Origin of the sequence: Amycolatopsis sp. AA4 (genome assembly GCF_002796545.1) — a bacterium.
GTDB lineage: Bacteria > Actinomycetota > Actinomycetes > Mycobacteriales > Pseudonocardiaceae > Amycolatopsis.
In genome coordinates, this window is record NZ_CP024894.1 from 7861350 (window position 1) to 7886585 (window position 25236).

Annotated in this window: 24 protein-coding genes and 1 tRNA gene; 7 read left to right on the forward strand and 18 right to left on the reverse strand. The window is 70.5% G+C overall.

All coding sequences use genetic code 11. From position 1 onward, the window contains the following. Positions 1-17 precede the first annotated feature (17 nt). From CU254_RS36350 to dacB, 5 genes are all read right to left on the reverse strand, one after another. A complete protein-coding gene (locus tag CU254_RS36350) occupies positions 18-386 on the reverse strand; it encodes a hypothetical protein (RefSeq protein ID WP_009084311.1) in 369 nt (122 codons plus the stop codon). A gap of 171 nt (positions 387-557) precedes the next feature. Continuing rightward, complete coding sequence (gene hpt / locus CU254_RS36355; protein WP_037369179.1) at positions 558-1112, reverse strand: hypoxanthine phosphoribosyltransferase; 555 nt, start codon at positions 1110-1112, stop codon at positions 558-560. 3 nt (positions 1113-1115) lie between these two features. Next, a complete protein-coding gene (gene tilS / locus CU254_RS36360; RefSeq protein ID WP_078561013.1) occupies positions 1116-2087 on the reverse strand; it encodes a tRNA lysidine(34) synthetase TilS in 972 nt (323 codons plus the stop codon). Then, positions 2084-3100 (reverse strand): zinc-dependent metalloprotease, encoded by a 1017-nt coding sequence (locus tag CU254_RS36365; RefSeq protein WP_037715971.1) that lies wholly within the window; start codon positions 3098-3100, stop codon positions 2084-2086. The genes tilS and CU254_RS36365 overlap by 4 nt, the downstream gene beginning before the upstream one ends. Positions 3101-3210: 110 nt before the next feature. Beyond that, positions 3211-5967, reverse strand: coding sequence for a D-alanyl-D-alanine carboxypeptidase/D-alanyl-D-alanine-endopeptidase (gene dacB, locus CU254_RS36370; protein ID WP_037715973.1), 2757 nt, complete (start codon positions 5965-5967; stop codon positions 3211-3213). Positions 5968-6139: 172 nt separating this feature from the next. Here dacB and CU254_RS36375 point away from each other — a divergent pair, with 172 nt between their 5' ends. Further along, positions 6140-6658 carry an inorganic diphosphatase gene (locus CU254_RS36375; protein WP_009084318.1) on the forward strand — a complete coding sequence of 173 codons (519 nt, stop codon included), beginning with the start codon at positions 6140-6142 and terminating at the stop codon, positions 6656-6658. A gap of 56 nt (positions 6659-6714) precedes the next feature. On the opposite strand, the gene CU254_RS36380 is transcribed toward CU254_RS36375, so the two are convergent. Beyond that, the gene (locus CU254_RS36380; RefSeq protein ID WP_009084319.1) at positions 6715-8364 is read right to left on the reverse strand and encodes an MDR family MFS transporter; all 1650 of its coding nucleotides are present in this window, start codon (positions 8362-8364) and stop codon (positions 6715-6717) included. Positions 8365-8582: 218 nt separating this feature from the next. Here CU254_RS36380 and CU254_RS36385 point away from each other — a divergent pair, with 218 nt between their 5' ends. Next, positions 8583-8990, forward strand: a complete 408-nt coding sequence (locus CU254_RS36385) for a YciI family protein (protein WP_009084320.1) — start codon at positions 8583-8585, stop codon at positions 8988-8990. Then, positions 8987-10135, forward strand: coding sequence for an RNA polymerase sigma factor (locus CU254_RS36390; protein ID WP_100266977.1), 1149 nt, complete (start codon positions 8987-8989; stop codon positions 10133-10135). The genes CU254_RS36385 and CU254_RS36390 overlap by 4 nt, the downstream gene beginning before the upstream one ends. 40 nt (positions 10136-10175) lie before the next feature. Here CU254_RS36390 and glyA read toward each other — a convergent pair whose 3' ends face one another. From glyA to CU254_RS36405, 3 genes are all read right to left on the reverse strand, one after another. Beyond that, entirely contained in the window at positions 10176-11435 is a 1260-nt protein-coding gene (glyA, locus tag CU254_RS36395; protein WP_009084327.1) for a serine hydroxymethyltransferase, read from the reverse strand. A gap of 157 nt (positions 11436-11592) precedes the next feature. Continuing rightward, positions 11593-12111, reverse strand: coding sequence for a gamma carbonic anhydrase family protein (locus CU254_RS36400; protein ID WP_009084329.1), 519 nt, complete (start codon positions 12109-12111; stop codon positions 11593-11595). Between the two features lie 19 nt (positions 12112-12130). Beyond that, complete coding sequence (locus CU254_RS36405) at positions 12131-12718, reverse strand: TetR/AcrR family transcriptional regulator (RefSeq protein ID WP_037715976.1); 588 nt, start codon at positions 12716-12718, stop codon at positions 12131-12133. A gap of 122 nt (positions 12719-12840) precedes the next feature. On the opposite strand from CU254_RS36405, the gene CU254_RS36410 reads away from it, so the two are divergent. Then, complete coding sequence (locus CU254_RS36410; protein WP_037715978.1) at positions 12841-13299, forward strand: GreA/GreB family elongation factor; 459 nt, start codon at positions 12841-12843, stop codon at positions 13297-13299. 48 nt (positions 13300-13347) lie between these two features. On the opposite strand, the gene CU254_RS36415 is transcribed toward CU254_RS36410, so the two are convergent. From CU254_RS36415 to CU254_RS36425, 3 genes are all read right to left on the reverse strand, one after another. After that, positions 13348-13797, reverse strand: a complete 450-nt coding sequence (locus tag CU254_RS36415) for a hypothetical protein (RefSeq protein ID WP_009084335.1) — start codon at positions 13795-13797, stop codon at positions 13348-13350. Between the two features lie 103 nt (positions 13798-13900). After that, entirely contained in the window at positions 13901-14236 is a 336-nt protein-coding gene (locus CU254_RS36420) for a helix-turn-helix transcriptional regulator (protein ID WP_009084337.1), read from the reverse strand. Next, positions 14226-14657, reverse strand: coding sequence for an SRPBCC domain-containing protein (locus CU254_RS36425; protein ID WP_037715980.1), 432 nt, complete (start codon positions 14655-14657; stop codon positions 14226-14228). The genes CU254_RS36420 and CU254_RS36425 overlap by 11 nt, the downstream gene beginning before the upstream one ends. A 110-nt stretch (positions 14658-14767) precedes the next feature. Between CU254_RS36425 and CU254_RS36430 the strand changes: the two genes are divergently transcribed. Both CU254_RS36430 and CU254_RS36435 read left to right on the forward strand, forming a co-directional pair. After that, positions 14768-15235, forward strand: coding sequence for an SRPBCC domain-containing protein (locus CU254_RS36430; protein WP_009084342.1), 468 nt, complete (start codon positions 14768-14770; stop codon positions 15233-15235). A 92-nt stretch (positions 15236-15327) separates the two neighbouring features. Next, entirely contained in the window at positions 15328-16194 is an 867-nt protein-coding gene (locus CU254_RS36435; RefSeq protein ID WP_009084344.1) for a hypothetical protein, read from the forward strand. Positions 16195-16294: 100 nt separating this feature from the next. Here the strand turns inward: CU254_RS36435 and CU254_RS36440 are convergent. Further along, positions 16295-16368: transfer RNA gene (locus CU254_RS36440), tRNA-Thr, on the reverse strand. 127 nt (positions 16369-16495) lie between these two features. Here CU254_RS36440 and CU254_RS36445 point away from each other — a divergent pair. Further along, positions 16496-18184, forward strand: a complete 1689-nt coding sequence (locus tag CU254_RS36445; RefSeq protein ID WP_009084346.1) for a hypothetical protein — start codon at positions 16496-16498, stop codon at positions 18182-18184. 74 nt (positions 18185-18258) lie between these two features. On the opposite strand, the gene CU254_RS36450 is transcribed toward CU254_RS36445, so the two are convergent. The 5 genes from CU254_RS36450 to CU254_RS36470 all read right to left on the reverse strand — a co-directional run bounded on the left by CU254_RS36450 (position 18259) and on the right by CU254_RS36470 (position 25226). Continuing rightward, positions 18259-19458 (reverse strand): DNA polymerase III subunit delta', encoded by a 1200-nt coding sequence (locus CU254_RS36450; RefSeq protein WP_009084348.1) that lies wholly within the window; start codon positions 19456-19458, stop codon positions 18259-18261. Continuing rightward, a complete protein-coding gene (locus tag CU254_RS36455; RefSeq protein ID WP_009084349.1) occupies positions 19455-21605 on the reverse strand; it encodes a dTMP kinase in 2151 nt (716 codons plus the stop codon). Before CU254_RS36455 ends, CU254_RS36450 begins: the two co-directional genes overlap by 4 nt. A 148-nt stretch (positions 21606-21753) precedes the next feature. Further along, positions 21754-22335 (reverse strand): hypothetical protein, encoded by a 582-nt coding sequence (locus CU254_RS36460; protein ID WP_199786080.1) that lies wholly within the window; start codon positions 22333-22335, stop codon positions 21754-21756. A gap of 827 nt (positions 22336-23162) precedes the next feature. Further along, a complete protein-coding gene (locus CU254_RS36465; protein WP_009084352.1) occupies positions 23163-24014 on the reverse strand; it encodes an ESX secretion-associated protein EspG in 852 nt (283 codons plus the stop codon). Positions 24015-24077: 63 nt separating this feature from the next. Next, the gene (locus CU254_RS36470; protein WP_050788357.1) at positions 24078-25226 is read right to left on the reverse strand and encodes an MFS transporter; all 1149 of its coding nucleotides are present in this window, start codon (positions 25224-25226) and stop codon (positions 24078-24080) included. Positions 25227-25236 lie beyond the last annotated feature (10 nt).

The following is a 25236-nucleotide window of genomic DNA, read 5'->3' on the forward strand; positions in this document are numbered from 1 at the left end:
GTGATCCCCCTAGGACGTCAGGCCTTGGTGCGGAACGGGTCGCCTGCGGACTGGTCGAACTCGTGGTAGCGCGACATCGCCGCGACGATGCCTTCCTCCGCTGCCTGGTACTGGCTGAGCAGGTTCTGCAGCGCGGACGAGTAGGAATCGCCGCCGCCGTCGGCGCGCTGCACGAACTTGGTCGCCATCGCCTTGCCGACCGGGTTCGCGCCGAGCTTCGGCGGCTGCGCGAGCGTGCCCGCGCTGTTCAGAAGAGCTTCGATCGCGTCCCGCCCGGTCCGGATCTTCTTCAGCACGGTCTGCGCGGCATCCGGGTCGATTCCGACCTGGCCGTTGACAGCGGCGTTCTTGAACGCCGCGGCATCCGCCGAGCTGTTGTTGCCCATCTGCCCTCTCTCCGTTCCCCCGCGCGAGGACCAGCCCGTCGGCTGGTGTCACTCGTCCGCATGGCAATAGGTCTTCGCATAGGTTAACGCACCTGGTCGAGCCCTATGACGCGATTTCGGGCATCCGGGTTCCGCATCCGGAAGGATTGCCGCCGACCGTGCTGGTCCGGACTATCCGGACGTGTAGACGTGCGGGTCGAGCGTTCCGATGTAGGGCAGGTCGCGGTAGCGCTCGGCGTAGTCGAGGCCGTAGCCGACGACGAACTCGTTGGGGATGTCGAAGCCGATGTACTTGACCGGCACCTCGACCTTCACGGCTTCCGGCTTGCGCAGCAGCGAGACGACCTCGAGCGAGGCCGGGTTCCGGCTCGCCAGGTTCTTCAGCAGCCAGGACAGGGTGAGCCCGGAGTCGACGATGTCCTCGACGATCAGCACGTCGCGCCCGGCGATGTCGCGGTCGAGGTCCTTCAGGATCCGCACCACCCCCGACGACGAGGTCGAAGACCCGTAGGACGACACGGCCATGAACTCCAGCTGCGTCGGCACCGGAAGCGCCCGCGCGAAGTCGGTCATGAACATGACGGCGCCCTTGAGGACGCCGACCAGGAGGAGGTCGCCCTGGCCGTTTTCCGGGTGGTCCGCGGCGATCTTCGCCGCCAGCTCCGCGATCTTGTCCTTGATCTGCTGCTCGGTGATGAGCACGGAGGCGATCTCGCCCTCGTACACGCGTCATTCCCCTCGGGTGGTGGGTTCGGGTCCGGCAAGCGAGAGCCTGCCACGCCGCCGTCGAGCCTCCAAGTTGCCCGGCAGCCACACCCCGCCCTGACCCCGCCAACGGGCCACTAGCGCGTCGACCGAACGCAGGTGCGCGTCGGTCAGTTCGCGGACCCCGGAGTCCAGCAGCCACCTGCGGAGAACCCGTCTGCGCAGCGCAGCGGGCTCGGCGGCGAGCACGGCTACGTCGAGGTCGTCTTCGCGGACCGCGCGCTCGTGTACGCGCGCGGCGAGTGTGTCCAACGCCTCGGTGTCCTCGCGCAGTTGTGCGGCCGTACGGGCTAAAGCTGGAGCTACTCCACCCGACAGCACGTCCTCCAGGAGCGGCAGTGCCTCCGTACGCAGCCGTACGCGGGTGAAGCGCGGGTCTGCGTTGTGCGGGTCTTGCCACGGCTCTAGGCCGAGTTCTGTGCACGCCGCGACGGTTTGCGCGCGAGTGATGCCGAGCAGCGGACGTCCCCACGGCGGATCGTGCGGGCGCATGCCAGCCAGCGAGCGCGGTCCAGAGCCGCGGCCCAGACCGAGCAGCACTGTCTCAGCTTGATCGTCTTGCGTGTGGCCGAGCAGTACGAGCCCTTCGCCGTTTGGCAACGCTTCGCGCAGCGCGTGGTACCTCGCGGCGCGCGCGGCTGCTTCGGGACCGCCTTTGCCGACGACGTGTACGGCATGCACTTCCACGGCGTCAACGCCAAGGCCCTTCACGACCGTCGCTGCTTCACTGGCTACGGCGGCTGAATCGGCCTGAAGACCATGATCGACGACAAGCGCTCGCGTACGGACGTCTCGGTGCCGAAGGACGTACGCCGTCGCTTCAGCGAGCGCGAGAGAGTCCGCGCCGCCCGACACCGCGACGCACACTTCGCCGGGAACAGCGACTGTCGCAAGGAAATCGCGGACCGCTGTCCGGACCGCGGCGAGCGCGCTCACCCGTGCAGGCGCCGCACCCAGGCCGCTGGGTCGGCGATCTCGGCGCGGGTCGGCAACGTGTTCGGCGAGCGCCACACCTTGTTGAACCCGTCCATGCCGACCGCGTCGACCACGTGCCGCGTGAACTTCGCGCCTTCCTCGTACTGGCGGATCTTCGCGTCGAGACCGAGCACCGCGCGCAGCAGCCGGTCGAACAGCCCGCCGCCCTGCCGACGCGCGGTGAACCGGGCGCGAATCTGTTCCACGCTCGGCACGACCTGCGGGCCGACCGCGTCCATCACGTAGTCCGCGTGGCCTTCCAGCAGCGTGGACAACGCCAGCAGCCGGTCGAACACCGAACGCTGCTTCGGCGACTGCAGCAGTTCCGCGATCCCGCCGCCCTTGCCGCGGTTGCGCAGCGCGTCGGGCAGCCTGCCGACCAATTCGGCCAGCCCCTCGGCGGAGCTCTCCGCGAGCCCGGACACCAGCCGTTCGACCTCGTCGGCGAAGTAGTCGCGCAGCCACGGCACGGCGGTGAACTGCAGCCGGTGCGTGCACTCGTGCAGGCAGACCCACAGCCGGAAATCGTGCGAGGGCACCTTCATCGCGCGTTCGGCGGCCACCACGTTCGGCGCGACCAGCAGCAGCTCGCCCTTGTTCTCCGGGCCGCCGAACGGGTCGTACTGGCCGAGCACGCGGGAGGCCAGGAACGCCAGCAGCAAGCCGGTCTGCACGCCCGCGCCGGACGCCAGGATCGGGCCGAGCGGACCGCCCTGCGCGGCGGGCAGCGCGCGGCCGGTGAGCACGCCGAGACCGGACGCCGCGGACCGGACCCAGCCGGGCCGGTCGACCACGGTGCCGGGCAGCAACGGCAGGTCCTGGCCGAGGCCGGTCAGCTCGCGGACGTGCCCCTCCGCCTCGGCGGTCAGCTCCCGCAGGTCGACCACCGCGCGGTCGGCCTCGCCGCGCGCGACCTGCGGGCCGCCGCGCACCAGCAGCGCGCCGGTGGCGGCTGCCCGGTCCCAGTCGACCATGGGCCGCCGTCGGGTCTCGGTTTCCTGGCTCACCCCTCCGACGCTACCTTCCGGCCGCGGATTGTGGGCAGCTCAGCCGAGCGGGTTCAGCGAGTCGGCCCAGCGCCATGCTATTTGCAGCCGCAGCCGCGCAACGCGGTCGCCAGCACGTCGAGCGCCGCCTGCCCGGAGTTCTTCTCCGAACCGTTGGACATGAACGCGAAGGCGAGCACGCGGTTGTCGCTGTCGAGCACATACCCGGCGAGGGTGTTGACGCCGGTGAGCGTGCCGGTCTTGGCGCGCACCCAGCCCTTGCCCCCTTGGGTTTCGCCGGAGTGGTAGCGGCCGTGCAGAGTGCCCTCCGGGCTGCCCGCGACCGGCAGACCGGCCAGCAGCGGACGCAGCTTCGGCGTGTTCGGGTCCTTGCCGTCCGGACCGGCCGCCGCGGCGAGCACCTGCGCCAGCAGCCTGGCCGGCACCTTGTTCTGATTGGACAGTCCACTCGTGTCGAACAGCTGCAGGCCGTTGACGTCGAAACCGTGGTCCGCCAACACCTTCTTCACCGCCGCGGAGGCTCCGGCGAACGACGCTTCCCCGCCGGTGGCCATCGCGACCTGGCGGCCGAGCGAGTCGGCGAGCACGTTGTCGGAGATCTGCAGCAGCGCGTACGCGAGGTCCGGCAGCGGAGCCGACTGGACTTCGCCGAGCACCTTCGCGCCTTCCGGGGCCTTGGCGGGGCCCGCCGGGCTCGCCCCGAGCTTGTCCGCGACGAGCTGGGTGAGCGCGGTTCCCGGGTTGCCCGAGCGCATGGTCTCGTCGACCTTCGGGTTGCCGCGGCCGCCGTCGGTCATGGCCGGGACGATCGGCGCGCCGTACAGCGACGGCGCGTCACTCGGCTCCCAGCCCGGGGCGGTGTTCGGACCGCTGAAGGCGCTCGCGTCGAGCTGCACCTTCTTGACGTCGCCGCCGGCCTTCTTGACCTGGTTGACGAGGTCGTCGACGTGCGCCGCACCGGGGTACAGCGGCGAATCGGTGCCGACCGGCAGCGCGGTCAGCGACGGGTCGCCGCCGCCGACGATGATCACCGTGCCCGGCTGCGCGCCCTGGACGATCTTGGTGGAGATCCGCTTCGTCGGCTCCATCGCGAGCAGCGCCGCGGAGACGGTGAGGATCTTCGTGGTCGACGCCGGGGTCAGCGGGGTGTTCGACGCGTGGTCCCACAGCACCGTGCCGCTGGCCGGGTCGATCACACTGCCGCTGAGCTGCGAGAGCGCGGCCGCACCGGCGGGGCCGGACAGCTTCGCGGCCACGCCGTTCGCGGACGGTCCCTGGCCGGAGGTGTCCGGGCCGTGCAGCGCGAGGCTGGCGTCGGCGGGGTCCGGTTCGCTGCCCTTCGGCGCGTTCGGCGCCCACGGCAGCCCGAGCCGGTTGGACACGGCGGGCACCGCGGACGCACCGCCCGCGGCAGCCAGCAAAAGCAGCACGACGAGCGCCAGGATCAGCGCCTTCCGGCGAGACTTCTTCGGCGCGTCGCCCGCGGCCGGGACCGGCCCGGCGCTGGCAGGCGGCTCGGGAGGCGACTGCTCCGCGTCGGGGCGCGGCGGAATCTGCTCCGGACCTGGGCGTTCGGCGAAGCCGTCCGCGGGCCGGGGGATGCCGATCGTCGCCTCGGAGGGACCCTCGGGCGCGACGGGGAAGCCTTCGGCCGGGCGCGGGATCCCGACGGTCGCCTCCGCCGGGAACTGGCCTCCGGACGGATCGATCCGCATCGGCCGCACCTGGCCGCCTGCGGGCGGGACGGTGCCGGGCGCGGGTTCGGGCAGCGCGGGACGGACGGGGATTTCGATCTGCTGCGACCACGGCTCCGCACCGGATTCGTTCCGGTCGGCCCGCGGTTCGTCTCGCCGGTCGGACTGACCCGCCTGCGGGTCGTTGCCCGGACGACCGGGCTGGTCGGGGTTGAGCCGCGCGGCGGCGGAACCGGCGACCGAGGCCGATTCGCCGCGGAGGCCGGGCTGGTTCTGCTCCTCGGCGCGGCCGGACTGAGCCTGACCAGCGGAGCTGGCCCCTTGCGTCTCTTCGCCGCCACGACCCGGCTGAGCGGAGCTGGCAGCGTCGCCGGAGTCGTTGCGGAAGGCGGTCCAGCCCTCCTTGGGCGGCTCCTGCCCCTGCTCGTCCCGCGCGACGATCGGGCGGAACGCGGCCCAACCCTGGTTGTTCTCGCCCGTCCCCGGCGTTTCGTCCCGGAACGCGGCGAACTGCTGCCCCTGCTTCTCCTCCGGCCGAGCAGACCCGGCGGACTGGCCGGACTGGAACGGCTTCCACCCCTGCCCCTCGCCGGAAGCCTCCGCTCCGGCGGGCTCGAACAGCGAGTTCCCCGGCTTCCGCGCGGCCTGCCAAGCGGGCGACGACTCCTGCTGCCCGGGCGAGACGTTCGGCTGCGCCCGGACCGTCTGCTCGGCGGAACCCTCCGCCGCATCCTTGGCGACCTTCGAGGATTGCACCGTCTCCTCGCCGTCCGGCCGCGGCACCCCGGCCGCGAACCGGGTCGGACCCTCCACGGGCACCCACGGAGCCTGCGGTTTCTGCTCCTCGGGCCGGGCGGGCACCGAGGCGCCGCTCATCCGGTCCGCGAGGTTCGACCGCGGCGGCTCCGGCGGCGGGACGGGAGCGTTCGAGGGCGCGTTGAGCCCGGGGACCTCCTCCGGCGGGACGTTCGGCCGGAACCACGATCCCGGCCCGTCGCCCGGTGTGACATTCGGCACGGAAAGCTGCGCGGTGGCCCCCGCGTCGCGCTTGGGCAGGGGGAGGCGGGAGGTCGCCCGGTCCGCCTGGGACGAGGTGTCCTCGTCGCCCGTGGGCCACCTCGGCTGGTCGTTTTCCGGCACCCACCACTCCTTCTCACCCGCCCCCGGAGGGGCCAAGGTCACATGCCGTCTGGCCGACATCGGCGCGACCCGCCGACGGGGCGTAGTCCACACTAGTGACGTCAACGAGGTCATGAGGTTGCCGCCCACGAGCGCGTGGCACACCGAGAGTGAAGAAGCAGCGAGGACGGCCGTGGAATTCGACGTCACGATCGAAATCCCCAAGGGGGAGCGCAACAAGTACGAGGTCGATCACAAGACCGGTCGGATCAAGCTCGACCGGACCCTGTTCACCGCGACCCAGTACCCGGCCGACTACGGCTTCATCGACGACACGCTCGGCCAGGACGGCGACCCGCTCGACGTGCTCGTGCTCGTCCAGGAGCCGACGTTCCCCGGCTGCCTGATCCGCTGCCGCGCGATCGGCATGTTCCGGATGACCGACGAGAAGGGCCCGGACGACAAGGTCCTCGCCGTCCCGACGAACGACCCGCGTCTCGAGCACCTGCGGGACATCCACCACCTGAACGAGTTCCACAAGCTCGAGATCCAGCACTTCTTCGAGGTCTACAAGGACCTCGAGCCGGGCAAGAGCGTCGAGGGCTCGTCCTGGGTGAGCCGCGCCGAGGCCGAGTCGGAGATCGCCCGCTCGTACGAGCGCGAGAAGGACCGCCTCGCCAAGGAAGAGATCAACGGCGAAGAGCACCACTGAGCCACGCGAAAAAGGGCCGTCCACCGGAGAGGTGGACGGCCCTTTTTACTGCCCGATCAGCCCGCGAGGGCCAGTTCGCCCGCTTCCTGCTCGGCGCGCTGCTCCATGGCCGACTTGTCCGACAGCGGCTTCTCCCGCAGCAGCCAGACCAGCGCGAACCCGACGGTCAGCACCGCGCCGCCGATCAGGAACACCGTGCTCATCGAGCTGGAGAACCCTTCCAGGATCGGCCGGGCGAGCACCGGGTCGAGCTTCGACAGGAACGAGGTGTCGTTCACGTCGAGCCCGCCGCCGGCCAGCTGCCGGGCGAACTCCGGGTGCTGCGCCAGCGCCGCAGTGTAGGCCGGGGAGGCCATCGCCGAGCGGACCGCCGCCGCGATCCGGTCGCCGACCGTGCTGAACAGGATCGACAGGAACACCGCGGTGCCCGCCGTGCCGCCGATCTGCCGGAAGAAGGTCACCGACGAGGTCGCGACCCCGATGTCGCGGGGCGTGACGTCGTTCGTCGCGGCCAGGGTCAGCGTCTGCATGGTCGAGCCGAGGCCGAGTCCGAGCACGAACGCGATGGCCATGACCACGCCGAGCGCGGTGTCCACGCCGATCATCGAGAACGAGTACACCGCCGCGGCCATCAGCCCGAGTCCGGCGACCGCGAAGCCCTTGTACCGGCCGGTCCGGGTGATGATCCGGCCGCTGCCGAGGCTCGCGACCATGATGCCCAGGGTCAGCGGCAGCATCTGCAGCCCGGCCTGGGTCGGCGTCGCGCCCTTGACGATCTGCAGGTAGAGCGGCAGCGACATCATCGCGCCGAACATCCCGATGCCCTGGATCACGGTGACCAGCGTCGACACCCGGAACACCCCGCTGCGGAACAGCCGGAGCGGCAGCAGCGCGGCGTCGCCCATCCGGCGTTCCTGCAGGACGAACAGGGCCACGCCGAGCGCGCCGACCAGGTACATCGCCAGCGACGCGGGCGAACCCCATCCCCATTCGCGGCCCTGTTCGGCGACGAGCAGCAGCGGCACGAGGCCCAGCGTCAGCGCGCCGGCTCCGAGGAAGTCGACCTTCTGGTCCACGCGGGTGTGCGGGAGGTTCAGCACCTTGCTCACGACGACCAGCGCGGCGAGCGCGATCGGCACGTTCACCATGAACACCCAGCGCCAGCCGGTCAGGCCGGCGAACGAGTCGAGTCCGGCGAAGAACCCGCCGACGACCGGGCCGGCGACGCTCGAGACGCCGAACACGGCCATGAAGTAGCCCTGGTAGCGGCTGCGTTCCCGCGGCGAGGTGATGTCGGTGATGATCGCCAGCGCGAGCGACATCAGACCGCCGGCGCCAAGGCCCTGGAACGCGCGGAACGCGGCCAGTTCGTACATCGACCCGGCCATCGCGCTCGCCAGCGAACCGGCGAGGAACAGCGAGATCGCGGTCAGGTACATCGGCTTGCGGCCGAAGAGGTCGGACAGTTTGCCGTACAGCGGCGTGGAAAGCGTCGCGGTGATCAGGTAGGCGGTGGTGGCCCAGGCCTGCAGGCTCTGCCCGTGCAGTTCGTCGGCGATGGTCTTCATCGCCGAGGACACGATGGTCTGGTCGAGGGCCGCCAGGAACATGCCGAGCATCAGTCCGGACAGAACCGTGAGGATCTGCCGGTGTGAAAGCCGTCCGTTCGTGGTGGCGCCCCCTTCCGCAGTGGCGGTGTCGCTCATGGTGGTCTCCCTCAGTGCCTGATTGATGCTGTCGTACTAGTTGCTTGTATCTCTCAACTACTTGCTCGCCACAACTGTTCCCGAAAAGCTTGCATTCATCAACCAAATATCGTGTGACGCTAATCTCTCGCCGGGCGATGTCGAGAACGCGCGACCGGCTCCGTCCCTGGCGCGAACGTGACGGCACCGAGCCGCCACCAGCACGGAGGAGAACCACGATGGCCAAGTACCTGCTGCTCAAGCACTACCGCGGCGCGCCGGCTTCGGTGAACGACGTCCCGATGGACCAGTGGACGCCCGAGGAGGTCACCGCCCACATCCAGTACATGCGCGACTTCGCGGACCGGCTCGTGGAGACCGGCGAGTTCGTCAGCGAGCAGGCGCTGTCCCCGGAAGGGACGTGGGTCCGCTTCGACGGCGAGGGCCGCCCGCCGGTCACCGACGGCCCGTTCGCCGAGACCAAGGACGTCATCGCGGGCTGGATGCTCATCGACGTCGACAGCTACGAGCGCGCGCTCGAACTGGCCGGGGAACTGTCCGCGGCCCCCGGCGCGGGCGGCAAGCCGATCCACGAATGGCTCGAACTGCGCCCCTGCTACGGCGTGACGCCCTCGGTGACCGAATGAACGAGGAGTTGCTGCGGGAGCTCGTGCCCGCGGTGATCGGCATCCTCGTCCGCCGCGGAGCGGATTTCGCGTCGGCCGAGGATGCCGTGCAGGAAGCGCTGATCCGCGCGCTGGAGGCGTGGCGGGACGATCCGCCGCGCGACCCGAAGGCGTGGCTCATCTCCGCCGCGTGGCGCCGGTTCCTCGACGCCACGCGGTCGGAATCCGCGCGCCGGGGCCGGGAAGTGGCGGTGGACGCCGAGCCGCCGCCCGGTCCGGCGGCCGCGGTGGACGATTCGCTCCAGCTCTGCTTCCTGTGCGCGCACCCGTCTTTGACGCCGTCGTCGGCCGTCGCGCTCACGCTGCGCGCGGTCGGCGGGTTGACCACGAAGCAGATCGCGCAGGCGTATCTGGTGCCGGAAGCGACGATGGCGCAACGGATCAGCCGCGCGAAGAAAACCGTGTCCGACGTGCGGTTCGACGCGCCCGGCGACGTCGCGACCGTGCTGCGCGTGCTGTATCTGGTGTTCAACGAGGGCTACTCCGGCGAACTCGACCTCGCCGCCGAAGCCATCCGGCTCACCCGGCAGCTCGCCGCGGGATTCGACCATCCGGAAGTGGCCGGTCTGCTCGCGTTGATGCTGCTGCACCACGCCCGCCGGGCCGCGCGGACGAAGCCGGACGGCAGCCTCGTGCCGCTCGCCGAACAGGACCGGAGTCTCTGGGACACCCGGCTGATCGCGGAGGGCGTCGACATCCTTCAGGCGGCACTCGCCCGCGACCAGCTCGGCGAGTACCAGGCGCAAGCCGCGATCGCCGCGCTGCACGCCGACGCGCCCGCCGCGGAGGAAACCGACTGGGTGCAGATCGTCGAGTGGTACGACGAGCTTCTCGCGCTGACCGACAGCCCGATCGTCCGGCTGAACCGGGCGGTGGCGGTGGGCGAGGCGGACGGGCCTCGGGCTGGGCTGAAGGCGCTGGCGGAACTGGATTCCAAGCTGCCGCGGCACGACGCGGTTGCCGCGTATCTGCACGAACGCGACGGGGACCTCGGCACGGCGGCGCGGCTGTACAGCGAAGCTGCGAAGAAAGCGCCGAACCTGGCCGAGAGCGAGCACTTGACGCGGCAGGCGGCGCGGATCAATACCCAGCTCAAAAGCTCGTGAGTGGCGAAGCCGGTTCTAACCGGCTTCGCCACTCACGACCTCACTCGCGGTAACCCGGGATCGGGAACGGCTGCAGGAACTCGCGGATCTCCGCGGCGATCGTGTCCAGCGCGCCGTCCTGCTGCGCGGTCACGGTCCGGTCGATCCAGTCCGCGACCTGCACCTGGTGCTCGGGCTTGAGCCCGCGCGTGGTGATCGCCGACGTGCCCAGCCGGATGCCGGACGGGTCGAACGGCTTGCGCGGGTCGAACGGCACGGTGTTGTAGTTCAGCTCGATGCCCGCGCGGTCCAGCGCCTGCGCGGCGGGCTTGCCGGGCACCGCCTTGTTGGTCAGGTCGATCAGGAGCAGGTGGTTGTCCGTGCCGCCGGAGACGAGGTCGTACCCGCGTTCGACCAGCGCTTCGGCCAGCGCCTTGGCGTTCGCGACGATCGTGTGCGCGTACTCGGAGAACGACGGCTGCTGCGCCTCCCCCAGCGCGACCGCGATGGCGGCCGTCGTGTGGTTGTGCGGACCGCCCTGCAGCCCCGGGAACACCGCCTTGTCGACGGCCTTGGCGTGCTCGGCGTCGGAGAGGATCATCGCGCCGCGCGGACCGCGCAGCGTCTTGTGCGTGGTCGTGGTGATGACCTGCGCGTGGCCGACCGGCGACGGGTGCGCGCCGCCCGCGATGAGGCCGGCGATGTGCGCGATGTCGGCGACCAGCACCGCGTCGACCTCGCGGGCGATCTCCGCGAACGCCGGGAAGTCGATGGTGCGCGGGATGGCCGTGCCGCCGGCGAAGATCAGCTTCGGCCGGTGCTCGCGGGCGAGGTCGCGGACCTGGTCGAGGTCGACGCGGCCGGTTTCCTTGCGGACGCCGTAGCGGACCGGCGTGAACCACTTGCCGGTCGCGGACACGCTCCAGCCGTGCGTGAGGTGGCCGCCGTCGGGCAGCGCCATGCCGAGCACGGTGTCGCCCGGTTTGGCGAACGCCAGGTACACCGCGAGGTTGGCCGGGGAACCGGAGTACGGCTGGACGTTCGCGTGGTCGACGCCGAAGACGGCCTTCGCGCGCTCGATCGCCAGCTGCTCGACCTGGTCGATGAACTGCTGGCCCTCGTAGTAGCGCTTGCCGGCGTAGCCCTCGGAGTACTTGTTGGTGAGCACGCTGCCGGTGGCTTCGAGCACCGCCTGCGAAACGTAGTTCTCGGACGCGATCAGGCGGATCTTGTCGTGCTGGCGTTTCGCCTCGTCCTCGACCAGGCCGGCGATCTGCGGATCCGCCGCGGACAGTGCGGACAGGGCGGGCTGGTGTGTCATGGCGTGCTCCGGCTCTGCAGTGGCCCGCACCCAGGCGCGCGGTGCCGGCCTCGTCGTCGCTCCCCGGTGGTGCTCCACCTCTTGAATGCGCCAGTCGCTGCTGCGGGACGAAGTTTAGTGCACCGCGCCAGCCCGCGTCCGCTCCGCGGGAACGGGCTCAGACCTGCTCGAGGCCGCCCCGGTGCCGCCGCGCGAGTTCCTGGTAGACCGCCGCGTTGTGCTCGACCCACACCCGCGCGGAATCGGTCAGCTCCACGAACTTCTTCGCCGGGCTGCCCATCGCGATCGTCTCCGCCGGGACCTCGGTGCCGGGCGTGACCGTCGAGCCCGCGGCGACGAACGCGCGCGGTCCGATCACGGCGCGGTCGAGCACCGTGGAACCGTTGCCGATCAACGCCTGTTCGCCGACCGTGCAGTCGTGCACGAGGCACTGGTGCCCGACGGTCACGTTGCGGCCGACCTCGGTCATCTCGGGTCCGGAGTGGATCACGGAGTTGTCCTGGATGTTCGCGCCCTCGCGGATGACGATCGGGCCGAAGTCCGCGCGGATCACCGCGCCGTACCAAACCGAAGCGTCCTTCTCGACGGTCACGTTGCCGATCAGGGTGGCGGTGGGGGCGATCCAGGCGTCCGGGTGAACCTTCGGGCTGACGCCGTCCAAGGAGAACAAAGGCATGCCGGGAGCCTAAGCGGCGTCAGCGGTACCCGGCGAAGCAGAGCGCCTCGATGTCGCCGCGGAGGCTCGCGGACGACCGCGGCCGGACGCGTTGCTGCACCACCGCGCCGAGCAGATAGCTCAGCAGCGAGCGGGCGCGGGCGCGCGGATCGTCGACGTCGAGCGGGGCGAGGAGTTCGACGAGCAGTTCGGTGATCGAGGTGAGCATGGCGTCGATCGCCTGCGGATGCTGCGCGCGGCCGGCCGCGATCCAGTACTCGAACCAGAGGAACGCGCCGCGCGGATGGTCGGCGAATTCGGCGAGGTAGGCCTCGGTCACCGCGAAAAGCCGCTTGCGCGGGTCGGAGTGCTTGTCCGCGACCTTGCGCAGTTCCGCGACGAAAATGTTGATGTGCGCGGCCATCGCCCGGTCGATGAGCACGTCGATGTCGGCGAAGTAGTAATGGATCGCACTCTTGGTGAGCGGCCCGGCCTCGGCGATCGCGCGTACCGTGCAGCCGGCGAGCCCTTCGCGGGCGAGGACCTGGCGAGCCGCTTCGACGATCAGTTCCTGCTTCTGCAACTGGTTGGGCGACAGCTGGGTGCTGCGGCCGGGCACGGCGGTCACGGTGATCCTCGTTACGTTTGTCAGGACGGCAGCCCTGAATCCTAGGCCAGTCGTCCCAACGTCTTCCGGCGGGTGAAAAACCGGATTGGCCACCCCGGTCCGCGCAGCGGACAATGCCCGGCATGGTGATCTCAGGGGACAAGGGGCTCAGCGAGGCGGCGCGCCGTCAGCTGGAGAAGGAAATCGCGGACCTGCGCGCGCAACGGGAGGCGCTGTCGCCGCAGCCGGGCGAGCAGGAACGCACGGGGGACGCCGCCGACCAGGCGGACGTGATCGACCGCGCCGAGGCAGCGGCGCGACTGGACCGGCAGATCGCCGACGTCACCGCGAAGCTGGAGCACGGCGCGTACGACAGCTCGCTGCTTCCCGACGGCACGCGGGTTTCGCTGCGTTTTTCCGACGGTGACGAGGAAGAGTTCACCGTGGTGACCCTTCCCGGCGAGGACGCCGACGCGATCACGTCGGACAGCCCGCTCGGTCTCGCGCTGGCCACCGCGAAAGCAGGCGAGGAAATCAGCTACCGCACCCCGCGCGGGCAAGCCACCGCGACGGTGCTGAAGCTGACGCCGCCCGCCAACTGACCACAGAGGACAGACAGTGGCCGCCCCGGGTTTCCGGGGCGGCCACTGTTATTTGTCCGCGTTGGCCACCGTTTCGGCCTGGTACGCGTACACGCCGTCCGACTCGACCGCGACGTGCCAGCCGCCGCAGTCCTTGTCCATCCGCTTGTGCTCGCCGGCCGGCCACCAGTCCGCGGTGAGGGTCGGAGCCTTCGCCTCGGCCTTTCCCGGCTTGCACAGCGCGGGAAGATCCGACGGACCTGGTTGGTAGCGCAGGATCCGTTCCGAACCGGTGGTGCGGATCAGCTCGGTGACCGACTTCGCGTCGTCGGGCACCCACGACGGAAGCCGGGCGTCCGCGTTGGCCTTGCCCTGTTTCCCGGTGTCGTAGGAGACCGCCTTCACGTGGCCGTTCGACTTCTCCTCGATCGAGGCGCCGATGCCGCAGGACGTGATCGTGGCCAGAGCCGCGATCCCGGTCGTGGTCAGTACCGCCTTGTTCCGCACGCTGTTGTTCATGGCTTCCAGTCAACGGGGACTGGCGGGCGCCGCCCTCGTTCTTCCGGCCCTTTGCCGGTGGCCAGTCGGCCGACTCCGTCACTCATCTGAGTGAAATCCCGGGTCATTCTTCGCGGTCGAGATGAGCCCGCAGCGCGGCGAGCGGACCGTCCCAGTCCCGCGCGAGGGCGGCGAGGAACTGCTGCGCGACCCGCATCGGCGCGGAATCGAGCCGGTACCGCACCCGGCGGCGTTCGCCGGGTTCCGCGGCGACCAGTCCGGCGTCGGACAGCAGTCCGAGATGCTTGGCGATCGCCTGCCGCGTGATCGGCAGCCGGGCCGCGAGGTCGGTCGCGGTCGCCGGACCCCGCGCGGCCAGTTCGGCGAGGATCGCCCGCCGGGTCGGATCGGCGAGCGCGGAGAAAACCTGCTCGGCGACCGCTTCGGAATCAGCCGGCATCGAGACTGGCCGCCAGCTCGTCCAGTTCGCGCGCCCAGCCTTCGGTGTGCGAGCGATAAGTCGCCGGATACTGGCCGTCCGGCAACTGCGCGAACCCGGATTCGACGACGGTGAGCCGGGTCCCGCCGCCCCGCTCCTGCAGGGTGAACTCGACATACGTGCGCCGCGGATCGTCCTCCGGCATCCCGTCGACCTGCCAGGTGAACCCGAACACCGCGGGCGCTTCGACGCGCTCGACCCGGATCTCGGCGCTGCGGTCGCCCGTCCACGCGACCCGCCCGAGCCCGCCCGGCCGCAGGTCGATCTCGGCCTCGTCGCCTAACCAGGCGCGCAGGCCGTCCGCCGTGGTCAGCGCGGTCCACACCGACGCGGGCGGCTGCGCCAGCTCGACCGTCCGCTCGATGCGGTCGGGAAACCCCATGCCGTGCTCCTTCCGGGCTGAGCCTAGGCAACCACACCTCTTGACGCAACCAGTCGGTTGCCATAATGTCGCAACCATTCAGTTGCGTCACTGCGCCGAGAGGAAGACCGATGAACTCCTTCACCACCGAGCTGACCGTCGACCGCACCCCCGAGGAGGTCTTCGCCGCGGTCACCGACGTCCGAGGCTGGTTCAGCGAATCGATCACCGGCACCGCGACGGAGGTCGGCGACGCGTTCTCGTTCCTCGACAAGAGCATCCCGACGAGCCGGATCCGGGTCACCGAACTCGAGCCCGGCCGCCGGATCTCCTGGCACGTCGAAGACGCGTACCTCGCCTTCATCGACCAGCACGACGAGTGGAACGACACCCGGATGACCTTCGACATCACGCCGGGCCCGGCCGGTACGACGCTGCGCTTCACCCACCACGGCCTGACTCCGGACAGCGCTTGCTACCGCGATTGCTCGCGAGGCTGGACGAGCTGCGTCAACACCAGCCTGCACGCGCTGCTCACCACCGGCGCCGGCAAGCCGATCCCGAAATCCGAGGCCCCGGAAGGACATCCGGCCGCGTAATTCCGGTCCGAATTCGCCGATCGCGAGTCCGCCCGCCCGCGGTTGTGCTAGGCAAGCGGCATGCGAAGATCCTTTTCCTTGCGAGAATCCCGATGAACGATGACGTTTCCCAGAACCTCGTCGTCTTCCGGATCAACGGCCTCCCCGAACCCGTGCTGGCCAGTGCGCCGACCCAGGCCGAGGACGCGGTCGAGCAGGCCTGGGCCAGCGTCCGGCAACAGCACAAGGTGCGCAGGTCCGCGGTTTCGGCCGTGTACAGCGAATGGCAGCCCTCCGCGGCCGACCAGAAATTCATGGCCAAGAATTTCCGGAAGGCCGAATGCACTTACAGCTTCGCCCGGCCGGCTCCCGGTGAATGGGACCGCGCGTTCGCCGAAGCCCGCGCGGTAATGGCCGAAGCCGAGCAGCGGAAAGGCGCCGAGGAGATCCTGCCGATCCTCTGGAGCGCGTCCTCGCCGCGCGCCGGACTGCTCGAGGCGCTGCCGCACCACCCGCTCGTGCCCGGCAAGCTGTCGGTCGCGCTCGCGGTGGTGTCGCGGACTCCCGAGGGCAAGATCGGGATGCAGCACATCACCCGGCACGAGCAGGAGCAGATGGACGCGCCGCTCGAGAAACTTCTCGACGTCGGGTTCGGCTGCCTGGCCCGCGGGTTGAAGTTCGAGGTGCGCAGTTCCGGCGAGGACGTGCTGGTCTCGCTCGCCAGGGAGAACCAGCTGGCGGCGTCCGCGCTCGCGCTGCCTGATCTGTACTCCCAGCTGACCCCGCACCTCGGCACGGGAGACCTGATCGTCGGCCTGCCCTGCCCGGACGAGATGTATGTCGCCAGGGAGGGTTCCCGCCCGGCGGAACTCATCCGGGAGCAGGTGCTCGCTTCGCGCTACGAGACCACGGAACTGGTCCCGTCGGTCCTGCGGCTCGGGCCCGGCGGGCTGGAACTGCTCGCCGAACGGAGCGGCTAGCCGAGATCCCCTAACGGGTGAATCTGGGGAAGCTCCGCGGACCGCCCCGGAAACGAGTCAGGCCCCGTCCGAATCGCTTCGGACGGGGCCTGGCCTGCGGAGCCGCCTGGGGGAATCGAACCCCCGACCTATTCATTACGAGTGAATCGCTCTGGCCGACTGAGCTAAGGCGGCGTGCCGCTGCGCGACGGTCATCAGTGTAGCGGAGGCGTGGTGCGTCACCTTGCGGGGGCCGCGTCGTTAGGCTCCTATGACTTCGGTCTCACTCCCCGACCCGGCGATCCACTGGAGGACCCGGCACATGCAGCGAAGACTGCCCCGTGCGCTGGCGGTACCCGCAACTGCCGCGTTGCTCCTGCTCCTGGCCGCGCCGGCCGGTGCGCAGGAGATTCCCACGACGCCGATCCCGCAGCCGAACAATCCCTCGCAGCCGCCCGCGTCGGCGCCCATCGGGCCGCAGCCGCTCGGGCACGCGGTGGGCGACGCGGGCACGGCGCTCGGCGTCCTGCGGCTGCTGCCGAACTCGGTCACCACGAGCACGATCCTTCCGGGCTTCGGCCAGACCCTGCCGAAGCAGTCCGCGCTCGAGGCGGGCATGGGCCTGTCCAGCGCGTCGGCGAACTCGGAGGCCTACCTGGCCTACGAGAAGTCGATCGCGCAGTCGTCTCCGTTCGGGCTGGCCGTCGGGGGCCAGGCTCCGCAGACGCCGGGCAGCCTCGTGCAGACCGCGCTGCCGGACAACCCGAAGGAGATCAGCGGGGGCCTGAACGCGCCGTCGAACCCGCTGCTGAACGTCGGGCTGCTCAACGGCACCGCGCACGCCCGCTGGAGCGAATCGCTCGGCCCGTGCGTGGACACGATCGCCGACGCCAGCACGTCCGTCGCGAGCCTGTCGCTGCTGAACGTCATCCCGACGCTTCCGCAGGTCCCGATCCTCGGCAGCGGCGGGCTGAACTTGTCTCCTGACCAGCTCGCGAAGGGCTTCGATCCGACGACCGGCCTGCAGAGCCTCGGCGGCCTGCTGCCCGGCAGCGGCCAGACGCCCGCCGCGGGCACCGGTTCGCTGCTGAGCCTGCCGAACACGCTGTCGTCGCGGTCGCAGGTCAAGCTCGTCGACATCCCGGGTTCGCCGAACAAGGCGGTGCAGTCGAGGTCCACGCTGCAGGCGGCGGACATCAACATCCTCAAGGGCACCCCGCTCGAGCTGAACCTGAAGGTGGCCAGCCAGCCGACGCTCACCGTCACTTCCACCGGCGACGCGAATACGTCCAAGGTGGACTACCAGGCTCCGGTGATCACCATCGCCGCCGGCGGCAAGACGCTGTACACGCTCGACGCGGCGCACCCGACCAAGGACATCCCGATCGGCCTGCCGCTCTCGCAGCTGAACCAGCAGTTCAGCGACGGCGTGAAGAACGTGCCGGTCGTCGGCGGCCTGGTCGCCACCGCGACGCAGGGCCTGCAGCAGCTCGGCGACACCACCGGGAAGGTGCTCGATCTCGGCGTGCTGCGGCTGAGCATCGCGAACCTCGACCAGAAGCAGTCCGAGGCGACCACGCCGTTCAAGGGCTACCAGATCGGCGCGGCGGCGCGGCTGCTCGACGTCCAGGTGCTGCCGACGCAGAAGCTGAAGGAACTGCTGCCGAAGCAGGCCGGCGACAACCTGCCGTCGTCACTGGCGCAGCTGTCGCTGGGCGAGCAGATCGCCCGCGCGTACGCCCCGACCGGCGGCGTCGTGTGCGGTTCGACGACGCCCCCGCCGGCTCCGCCGCAGGGTGGCGCCGCACCGGCGGGTCCGGTGAAGCACCTGGCCTACACGAACGGCGCGTACGACACGGTGCCGCTGTTCTGGACGGGTACCGCGATGCTGCTGATGGGCGTCGTGATGGTCGCGGCGTTCCCGAACCGGCGGCGTCCCGCACTGGTGCTGAAGCGGCCGACCGGCGGCCCGGACACGCCGTTCAAGCCGTCGCCGCATCCGCGCGACTGAAGCTAGACGACGGAAACGGCCCCCTCGCTGACTGGCGAGGGGGCCGTTTCCGTTGAGCTTCTCGTTGAGCTGGGTCAGCCTTGGCGAAGCGTGGTGACCATGGCTTCCACCGCGATCCGCGGCTTCACGTTGAGCCCGATGGCCTCGCGGCACTCCAGTACCGCTTCCAGGCGGCGCAGCGTCGACTCCGGCGACCAGGAAGCGGCGGCCGAGTTGATCTGCTCGGCGTGGTCGGGATGCGTCAGCGTCGCACCGGAACGCGTGCTCGTCACCAGGACGTCGCGGTAGAAGCCCGCCAGGTCGACCAGGGCGAGGTCGAGGGTGTCGCGCTGAGTTCGCGTCGCGCGGGACTTCTGGCGCTTCTCCAGCTGCTTCACCGCGGCCTCGGCGGCCCGCTTCGCTCCGGCGACGCCCTTGCCGGTGCCGTCGCCGCCCATCGCGGTGCGCAGTTCGGAGCGTTCCTGTTCGTCGCGGCCCTTGCTTTCCTCGCCCGCGTCCGCTTCCGCCGCGCTGATCAGCTGGTCGGCGCTGGTGAAAACGTCGTCCGGACGACGCAGCCCGAGCGGAATCCGCAGCACGGTGGCGCGGCGCTGCCGAGCGGCCTCGTCGGTGGCGAGGCGGCGCGCCCGGCCGACGTGGCCGTTGCACACCGACGCGGCCCAGTGGGCGCGCTCGGGATCGACGCCGTCCCGGGAGATCAGCACCTGCGCGATCGCCTCGGCGGGCGGGGTGCGCAACGGGACCAGCCGGCACCGCGAACGGATGGTGACCGAGACGTCCTCGGGGTGGTCCGACGGCGCGCACAGCAGGAAGACAGTGCGCGCTGGCGGCTCTTCCACGGCCTTGAGCAGGGCGTTCGACGCGCCTTCGGTAAGCCGGTCGGCGTCCTCGATGATCACGACCTGCCACTCGCCGGTCGTCGGCCGGCGCGCCGCCGCTTGCACGAGCGCGCGCATCTCGGCGACCGAAATGGACAGTCCTTCCGGGACGACCAGCCGCACGTCCGCGTGGGTGCCAGCCATCGTCGTGCGGCAGCCGGGACAGGCGCCACAACCGGTTCCGGTGCTGCACTGCAGGGCCGCGGCGAACGTGCGCGCGGCCACCGAACGGCCGGACCCCGGCGGCCCGGTGAGAAGCCAGGCGTGCGTCATCGCCGCAGGCGCGACAGGTTCTCCGGCAACGATCTTGGCTGCCGCGGCCGCCGCGGTGGAAAGAGTTTCCACGGCGGGTTCCTGGCCGACGAGTTCAGTCCAGACGCCGATCGGAGTGGTCACCGATCCTCCACTTTGGACACTACGGGCAGCGCGTCCGCGCCGTTCTGCGTCGCTTCCGCTTCGGCTGCCGCCGCCTCGGCGACGTCCGCCGCGGCCGCGTCTTCGGGTTCCTCCTCCGCCGGTTCCGCAGGTTCCGCGGGGGCGAGGCCGGCGAGCGAGCCGACGAAGACCGACTGGACGGCGCTGCGGACCCGGACCGCGACGTCGCGGTCCGAGCCTTCGGCGTCGACCACGACGTACCGGTCCGGGTCGGCGGCGGCCATCTCGGCGAGCAGTTTCTGCACCCACAGCTGGTCCTTCAGCGGTGGCTGCGGGTCTTCCGGATGCTCGGAGTCGAGAAGCACGGTGAGGTCCGGACGGAGCCGTCCGGTGGCCCAGTCGACCAGGCCTTCCAGCTCGTCGCGGTCCAGCTCGCCCGCCGCGGACAACGACGCGAGCGGGGAGTCGACAAAGCGCTCCATGACGACCACTGACCCGGCGTCGAGCGCGGGCTGGATCTGGCGTTCCACCAGCTCGGCGCGCACGGCCGCGGCGACGAGCGCCTGCGCCCGCACCCCGGTGAGGGCGGCGTCCGAAACGAGCGTGCGGAAGCGCTGTTCGCCGAGCGCCGGGTCGGCGGTGAGCACTACCGGCCGAGTGCCGGTGCCGAGCCAGCGCGCGAGCCGCGCGGCCTGCTCGGCGGTGTTGACGGCGGTGGTGCCCTCGATGGCGATCAGGAAGCCGTTGACGCGACGCGGGTTGCGGCGCAGCGCGTTGCGCAGGTCGCTGAAGATCTTCTCGGTGCGCCGCTCGTCCATCTGCCGGTAGGCGATGATCCCGAGCAGCACGGCGAGCAGCCCGCCGCCGAGAATGACCGGACGGGTGCCGTCGACGATGATCGGCGTGCCGAACAGGGTGACGTTGCGCTGGCGGACCAGGCCGATCAGCACCGGCGTGACCACCGTCGCGCCGAACAGCACGATCTTGAGCATCGCCTGGTAGATCGCGTTGATCCGGCCGCGGATCGCGTCCTCGACGCGGGAGCCGATGATCGTCACGCCGGTGAGGAACGCGGTGCCGGCGCAGACGCCGACGAAGGCGACCGCGCCCACCGAGATCGCCAGGTGCGGCGACAACGCGACGACGCCGAGCGCGAGCCCGGCGAGGACGATCGAGATGCCGAACAGCCGGTCGTGCGGCAGCCGGTGCGCGAGCTTCGGGGCCACCGCCATGCCGAGGGCCAGGCCGATGAAGACGGCCAGCATCAGCAGGTTGAACGCCGCGTCGCCGCCGAGCAGGGACGACGAGTACGGCTTGGCCGCGCCGATGACCGCGCCGCCGGCCGCGAACGCGCCGAACGCGCCGATCAGCAGACCGCGGACGATCGGCGTGCTGCGGACGAACTTGAGCCCGTCGCGCATCATCGCGCCGAAGCCGAACTTCTCCTCGTCGGCCCGCTTGATCTTCTGCTGCGGCGTGGAGTGGACGTCGCGGAGGGACAGTTCAGGGATGCGGGTGGCGACGAGGATGCCGCTGATCAGGTACAGCAGGCCGGTGATGACGACGACGACCTTGGCGATGTAGAGGTCGACGCCGGGGCCCTGGAAGAGGTGGAACGTGGAGTTCGCGCCGAGGATCAGCGCGTTCGCCCCGGCGGCGGTGATGACGGCGAGGCCGTAGGTCATCACCATGCCGAGCTGGTTGGCGGTCTCGACCTGCTCGGGGCGGCGCAGCAGGTTCGGCACCGCGGCGTCCTTGGACGGGATCCACATGATCGAACAGCAGCCGACCAGGAAGTTCGCCACGAACAGCCACCACGGCGCGCCGACCACGGCGATCGAAAGCAGGAACCCGCAGCGCAGCAGGTCGCAGACGACCATGATCTTGCGCCGGTCGAACCGGTCCGCGAGCAAGCCGCCGAGCGGGGCGAAGAGCAGGCCGGGCAGCAGCGCGGTGACGATGACGCCGACGAACGCGTAGTTCTGCGCGGAGTAGTTGTCGAGGAGTTTGGTGCTCAGGCTGGTGAGGTTCAGCAGGTTCAGCCAGTCGGCGACGCTGCACAGATACGTGACGCCCCACAGCCGACGAAACGGTTTGATCGCCAGCACCCGGCGGGCCCGGTGGATCGTGGACGTCCCGCCCGATCCGCCCGGGCCGGTGCCAGGCACCGACCGTACGCCCTCGCTGATACGCCCACCCCACTTGTCACGGCGGAGTCAGGCGACCCCGGCGGATCCCCCGACCGTGTAGCCGCCAGGGTAGTCCCGCCGCGGACGGCAGGAGGGCACGCCCCGTGATATCCGAGGTCAGCGGGCGTCAGCCGAACAGCCCCTTCACACTGCTCACCAGGCTAGCGATCAGCTCGATCGCGACAATTCCGAACACGATGAGCAACACCACGGCGAGCACGACGCCCGCCGTGCTGCTGGAAGGGCGGCCGAAACTGGGCATGCCGATCGAGGGCAGCCCGCGCCGGCTCTGCCGTCCGGCGAGCTCTTCCTCGATGTCGTCGTCCGCGATCTCGGTGACCCGCTTCGGCCGCGGCCGGGGCACCTTTTTCAGCAGCTGAGGAGCCTTGGTCGGCCACGTCCGCTGCCGGGGGAGCAACCCGAGAGGAACCAGGTCCGGCCGCTCGGACGGCGGAATCGGATTCGGCGTCTTGACGACTTCCTTCTTCTTGGCTTCCTCTTTCAGCGCGGCCTCGACCATCCGCTTGACCTCTTCGGGATCATGCTGAACGGGCTTGGCAGTCGGCAACGGCCGCGGCGCGCGGCTCGTGGAGATCTCGAACCCGGCGAGCGGATCGGCGAACCGCTCGTCCCCGACGTCACCGGCCAACGTCCCGTCCCGGTCTGGCCCGGAGGCGGGAAAAAACGGAGTCCCGTCGCTCGTGCTCATGGTGACCACCTCACTACGGAATGTCCGCCGAGTCCAGTGTCGGCGAGAGTACCGGTTCCCGCATCCACCCAATGGCCGCAGAACCACTGCTGCCCGCGCCGGAGGGGTGGCGAGTTCACCTGGGCCAGTGAGCTCGGGCGGACGGCCGGGCGGGCTGGCCTGCCGAGCCCAGTCAGTGTCGACGAAACGACCGCGCCACCCTGAAAGCCGTTGCGCGCGACTGAGCCGGACCCAGCCGCCCAGAGCCGCCGCCCTGCCCCGCCCGGCACCACCCGGCAGAGCGGGCAGATCGGCAATGCCGGGCAGACCGGGCCTGACCCGGCTCGCTCGGCTGGCTCGGCCGGATAGGCGGGATGGGCCGGTTGGCCGAACCGGCCAGCGTGGACGAACCGACCGACCCACCCGAGAGCCGCCGAGCGCGACTGAGCCAGACCCAGCCGCCCGGCACCACCCGGCAGAGCGGGCAGATCGGCACGCCGGGCAGAGCGGGCAGATCAACACGCCCGGCAAAGCTGGCCGCCCCGGCTCTCTCGGCTGGCTCGGCCGGCCAGCCGGCCAGCCGGACAGGCGGGACGGGCCGGTCGCCCGAACCGGCCAGCGTGGACGAACCGACCGACCCGCCCGAGAACCGCCGAGCGCGACTGAGTCAGACCCAGCCGCCCAGAGTCCCGAGCCGCGAGCACCGAGCACCGAGCACCGAGCACCGAGCCGACCGGACCAGCGCGGCTCGCCCGGACCGTCCCCGGCTCGGCCGACCAGGCCCGGCCGCGATCACATCCAGTCGAGCCCGACCAGACCGTGCCGCGATCACATCCGGTCACATCCGGTCAAGCATGACTGCGCACCGCCTCCACGATCCATGCCTCCGCGGTCCCCCGGGTAGCCGGAGACCACGTCACCACCCAGCCCCCGCCCGAACCGCGAGGGGCGGCTCGGAACTGGTATCTCCCCTGGTCGTTGTCCACCAGCCCGAACGCGCCGTGCGGGTATTCCGCCAGCACCGCGTCCCGCACCGCCAGGTCGACCAGCACCGTTCCCTGCCGCGGGCGGGCGACCGCCTGCCGGATGACGTCCAGGTCTCCCCACGCCTCCCGCGGGATCAGGCCGCTGTCGTCCGTTTCGATGCGCACCGCGGGGCCCGGACCGGGCGGGCGGTCCGGCAGGCCGTCGAACACCCAGCCGGGCAGGGCGCTGAGCATTCCGGACCGCAGCCGCGCCCGGCGGCCCAGTTTGCTCATCACCGTGGTGAAGTCCTCGTCGCCGAAGAACCGCACCTCCCACGGCTCCTCGCTCGCCGGGAACACCCCGGTGACCACTCCCCGGATGAACCCGCCGCGCAGCACTCGGTACAGCTCGACCGCTTCGGCGGTCACCTCGCCGTCGGCGGCGAGGCCGAGCGCGGCCATCCCGGCGACGAACCGCGTGTACTGCTCCACCTCCTCGGCCAGCCCGGCGCCGAGCATCGGCCCGAACGACTGCCGGACCTCCTCGGCGAGGCTCAGTCCCGACGCCGCGCCGGCGGGCTCCTCCTCGGCCAGCACGGGCGGCACCTCGAAATGCGGGTCGTAGAACTCCATCACCGAAGGCCGCTGCGGCATCTCGGCCCGCAGCGGTCCGATGACCTCGTCGATGACGTCGAAGACGACGGGTGCTGAACTGCTCACCCCGTCATTGAACACCCTGGTACCGACAATTTCTCGAACTTTTGTTCGAATCAACCCATCCGTGCGGCGAGCGGTCGGTCAACGCCGCGACACCGGATCGCCGACACGCATCGTGGGCGCGAGGAAACCGACCGTCACCACGAGCGCGCCGACCACGGCGAGCGTCCAGTGCAGGCCGATCCCGCCGCTCAGCCCGCTGACCAGCACCGGACCGGCAAGAAACCCGAGGTACCCGCACGCCGCGACAGCCGCGATCGCCCGGCCCGGCGCTTCCGGCTGTTTGCGCCCGGCCGCGCTCCACGCGAGCGGCACCATCCCGGACACCCCGAGCCCGACGACGGCGAACCCGACCACCGCGACCGCCGGCACCGGAACCACGACCACCAGCAGGAACCCCACGACCGTCACCCCGGTCGCGACCCGCATGAACAACACCGCGCCGACGCGCTCGACGACCCGGTCCGCCACCGTCCGCACCGCGATCATCGTGATCGAGAACGCGAAGTAGCCCAGCGACGCGACGGCCGCACTCGCTGCGGTGACCTCCCGGAGGTAGACCGCGCTCCAGTCGTTCACCGTGCCTTCCGCGACGAAACCGCAGAACGCGATCACGCCCAACGGGATCAATGCCTTGCTGGGCAACGCAAACGCCGCCTCGCCCTGACCACGGTCCGCCCCGGGCAAGAACTGCGAAGCGGCGAAAATCCCGAGCACCAGCAGCACCACGCCAGCACCGGTGAAGTGCGCTTCGATCGGCACCCGCCAGACCTCCATCAGCGCCGCGACGCCCGACCCGGCCAATCCGCCGATGTTCCAGAACGCGTGGAAGCCAGCGAAAATCGGCCGCCCGTAGGCCTCTTCGACGCGCGCGGCGTGCGCGTTCATCGAGACGTCCAGCAGGCTGTTGCCCACCCCGAGCACCACGAGCGCGGCGACGAACAACGGCAGATCCGGCGCGAACGCGACAAGCGGCAATCCGCCGCACAGCACCGTGGCCCCGCAAAGAACCCCGCGCCGGCTGCCGATCTTCGTGATCAGCGGTCCCGCGGCCAGCAAGGCCACCACCGAACCGGCGGCGAGCCCGAACAGCCCGATCCCGAGTTCTCCGGCGCTGAGGCCGAGTTTTCCTTGTACCGCCGGAACTCGGGCCGCCCACGAAGCGAAAGCCGCGCCGCATACCGCGAAAACCACGGAAACCGCGGCACGAGCGCGCTGCGTCTCCCCCATCCGTCCCCCT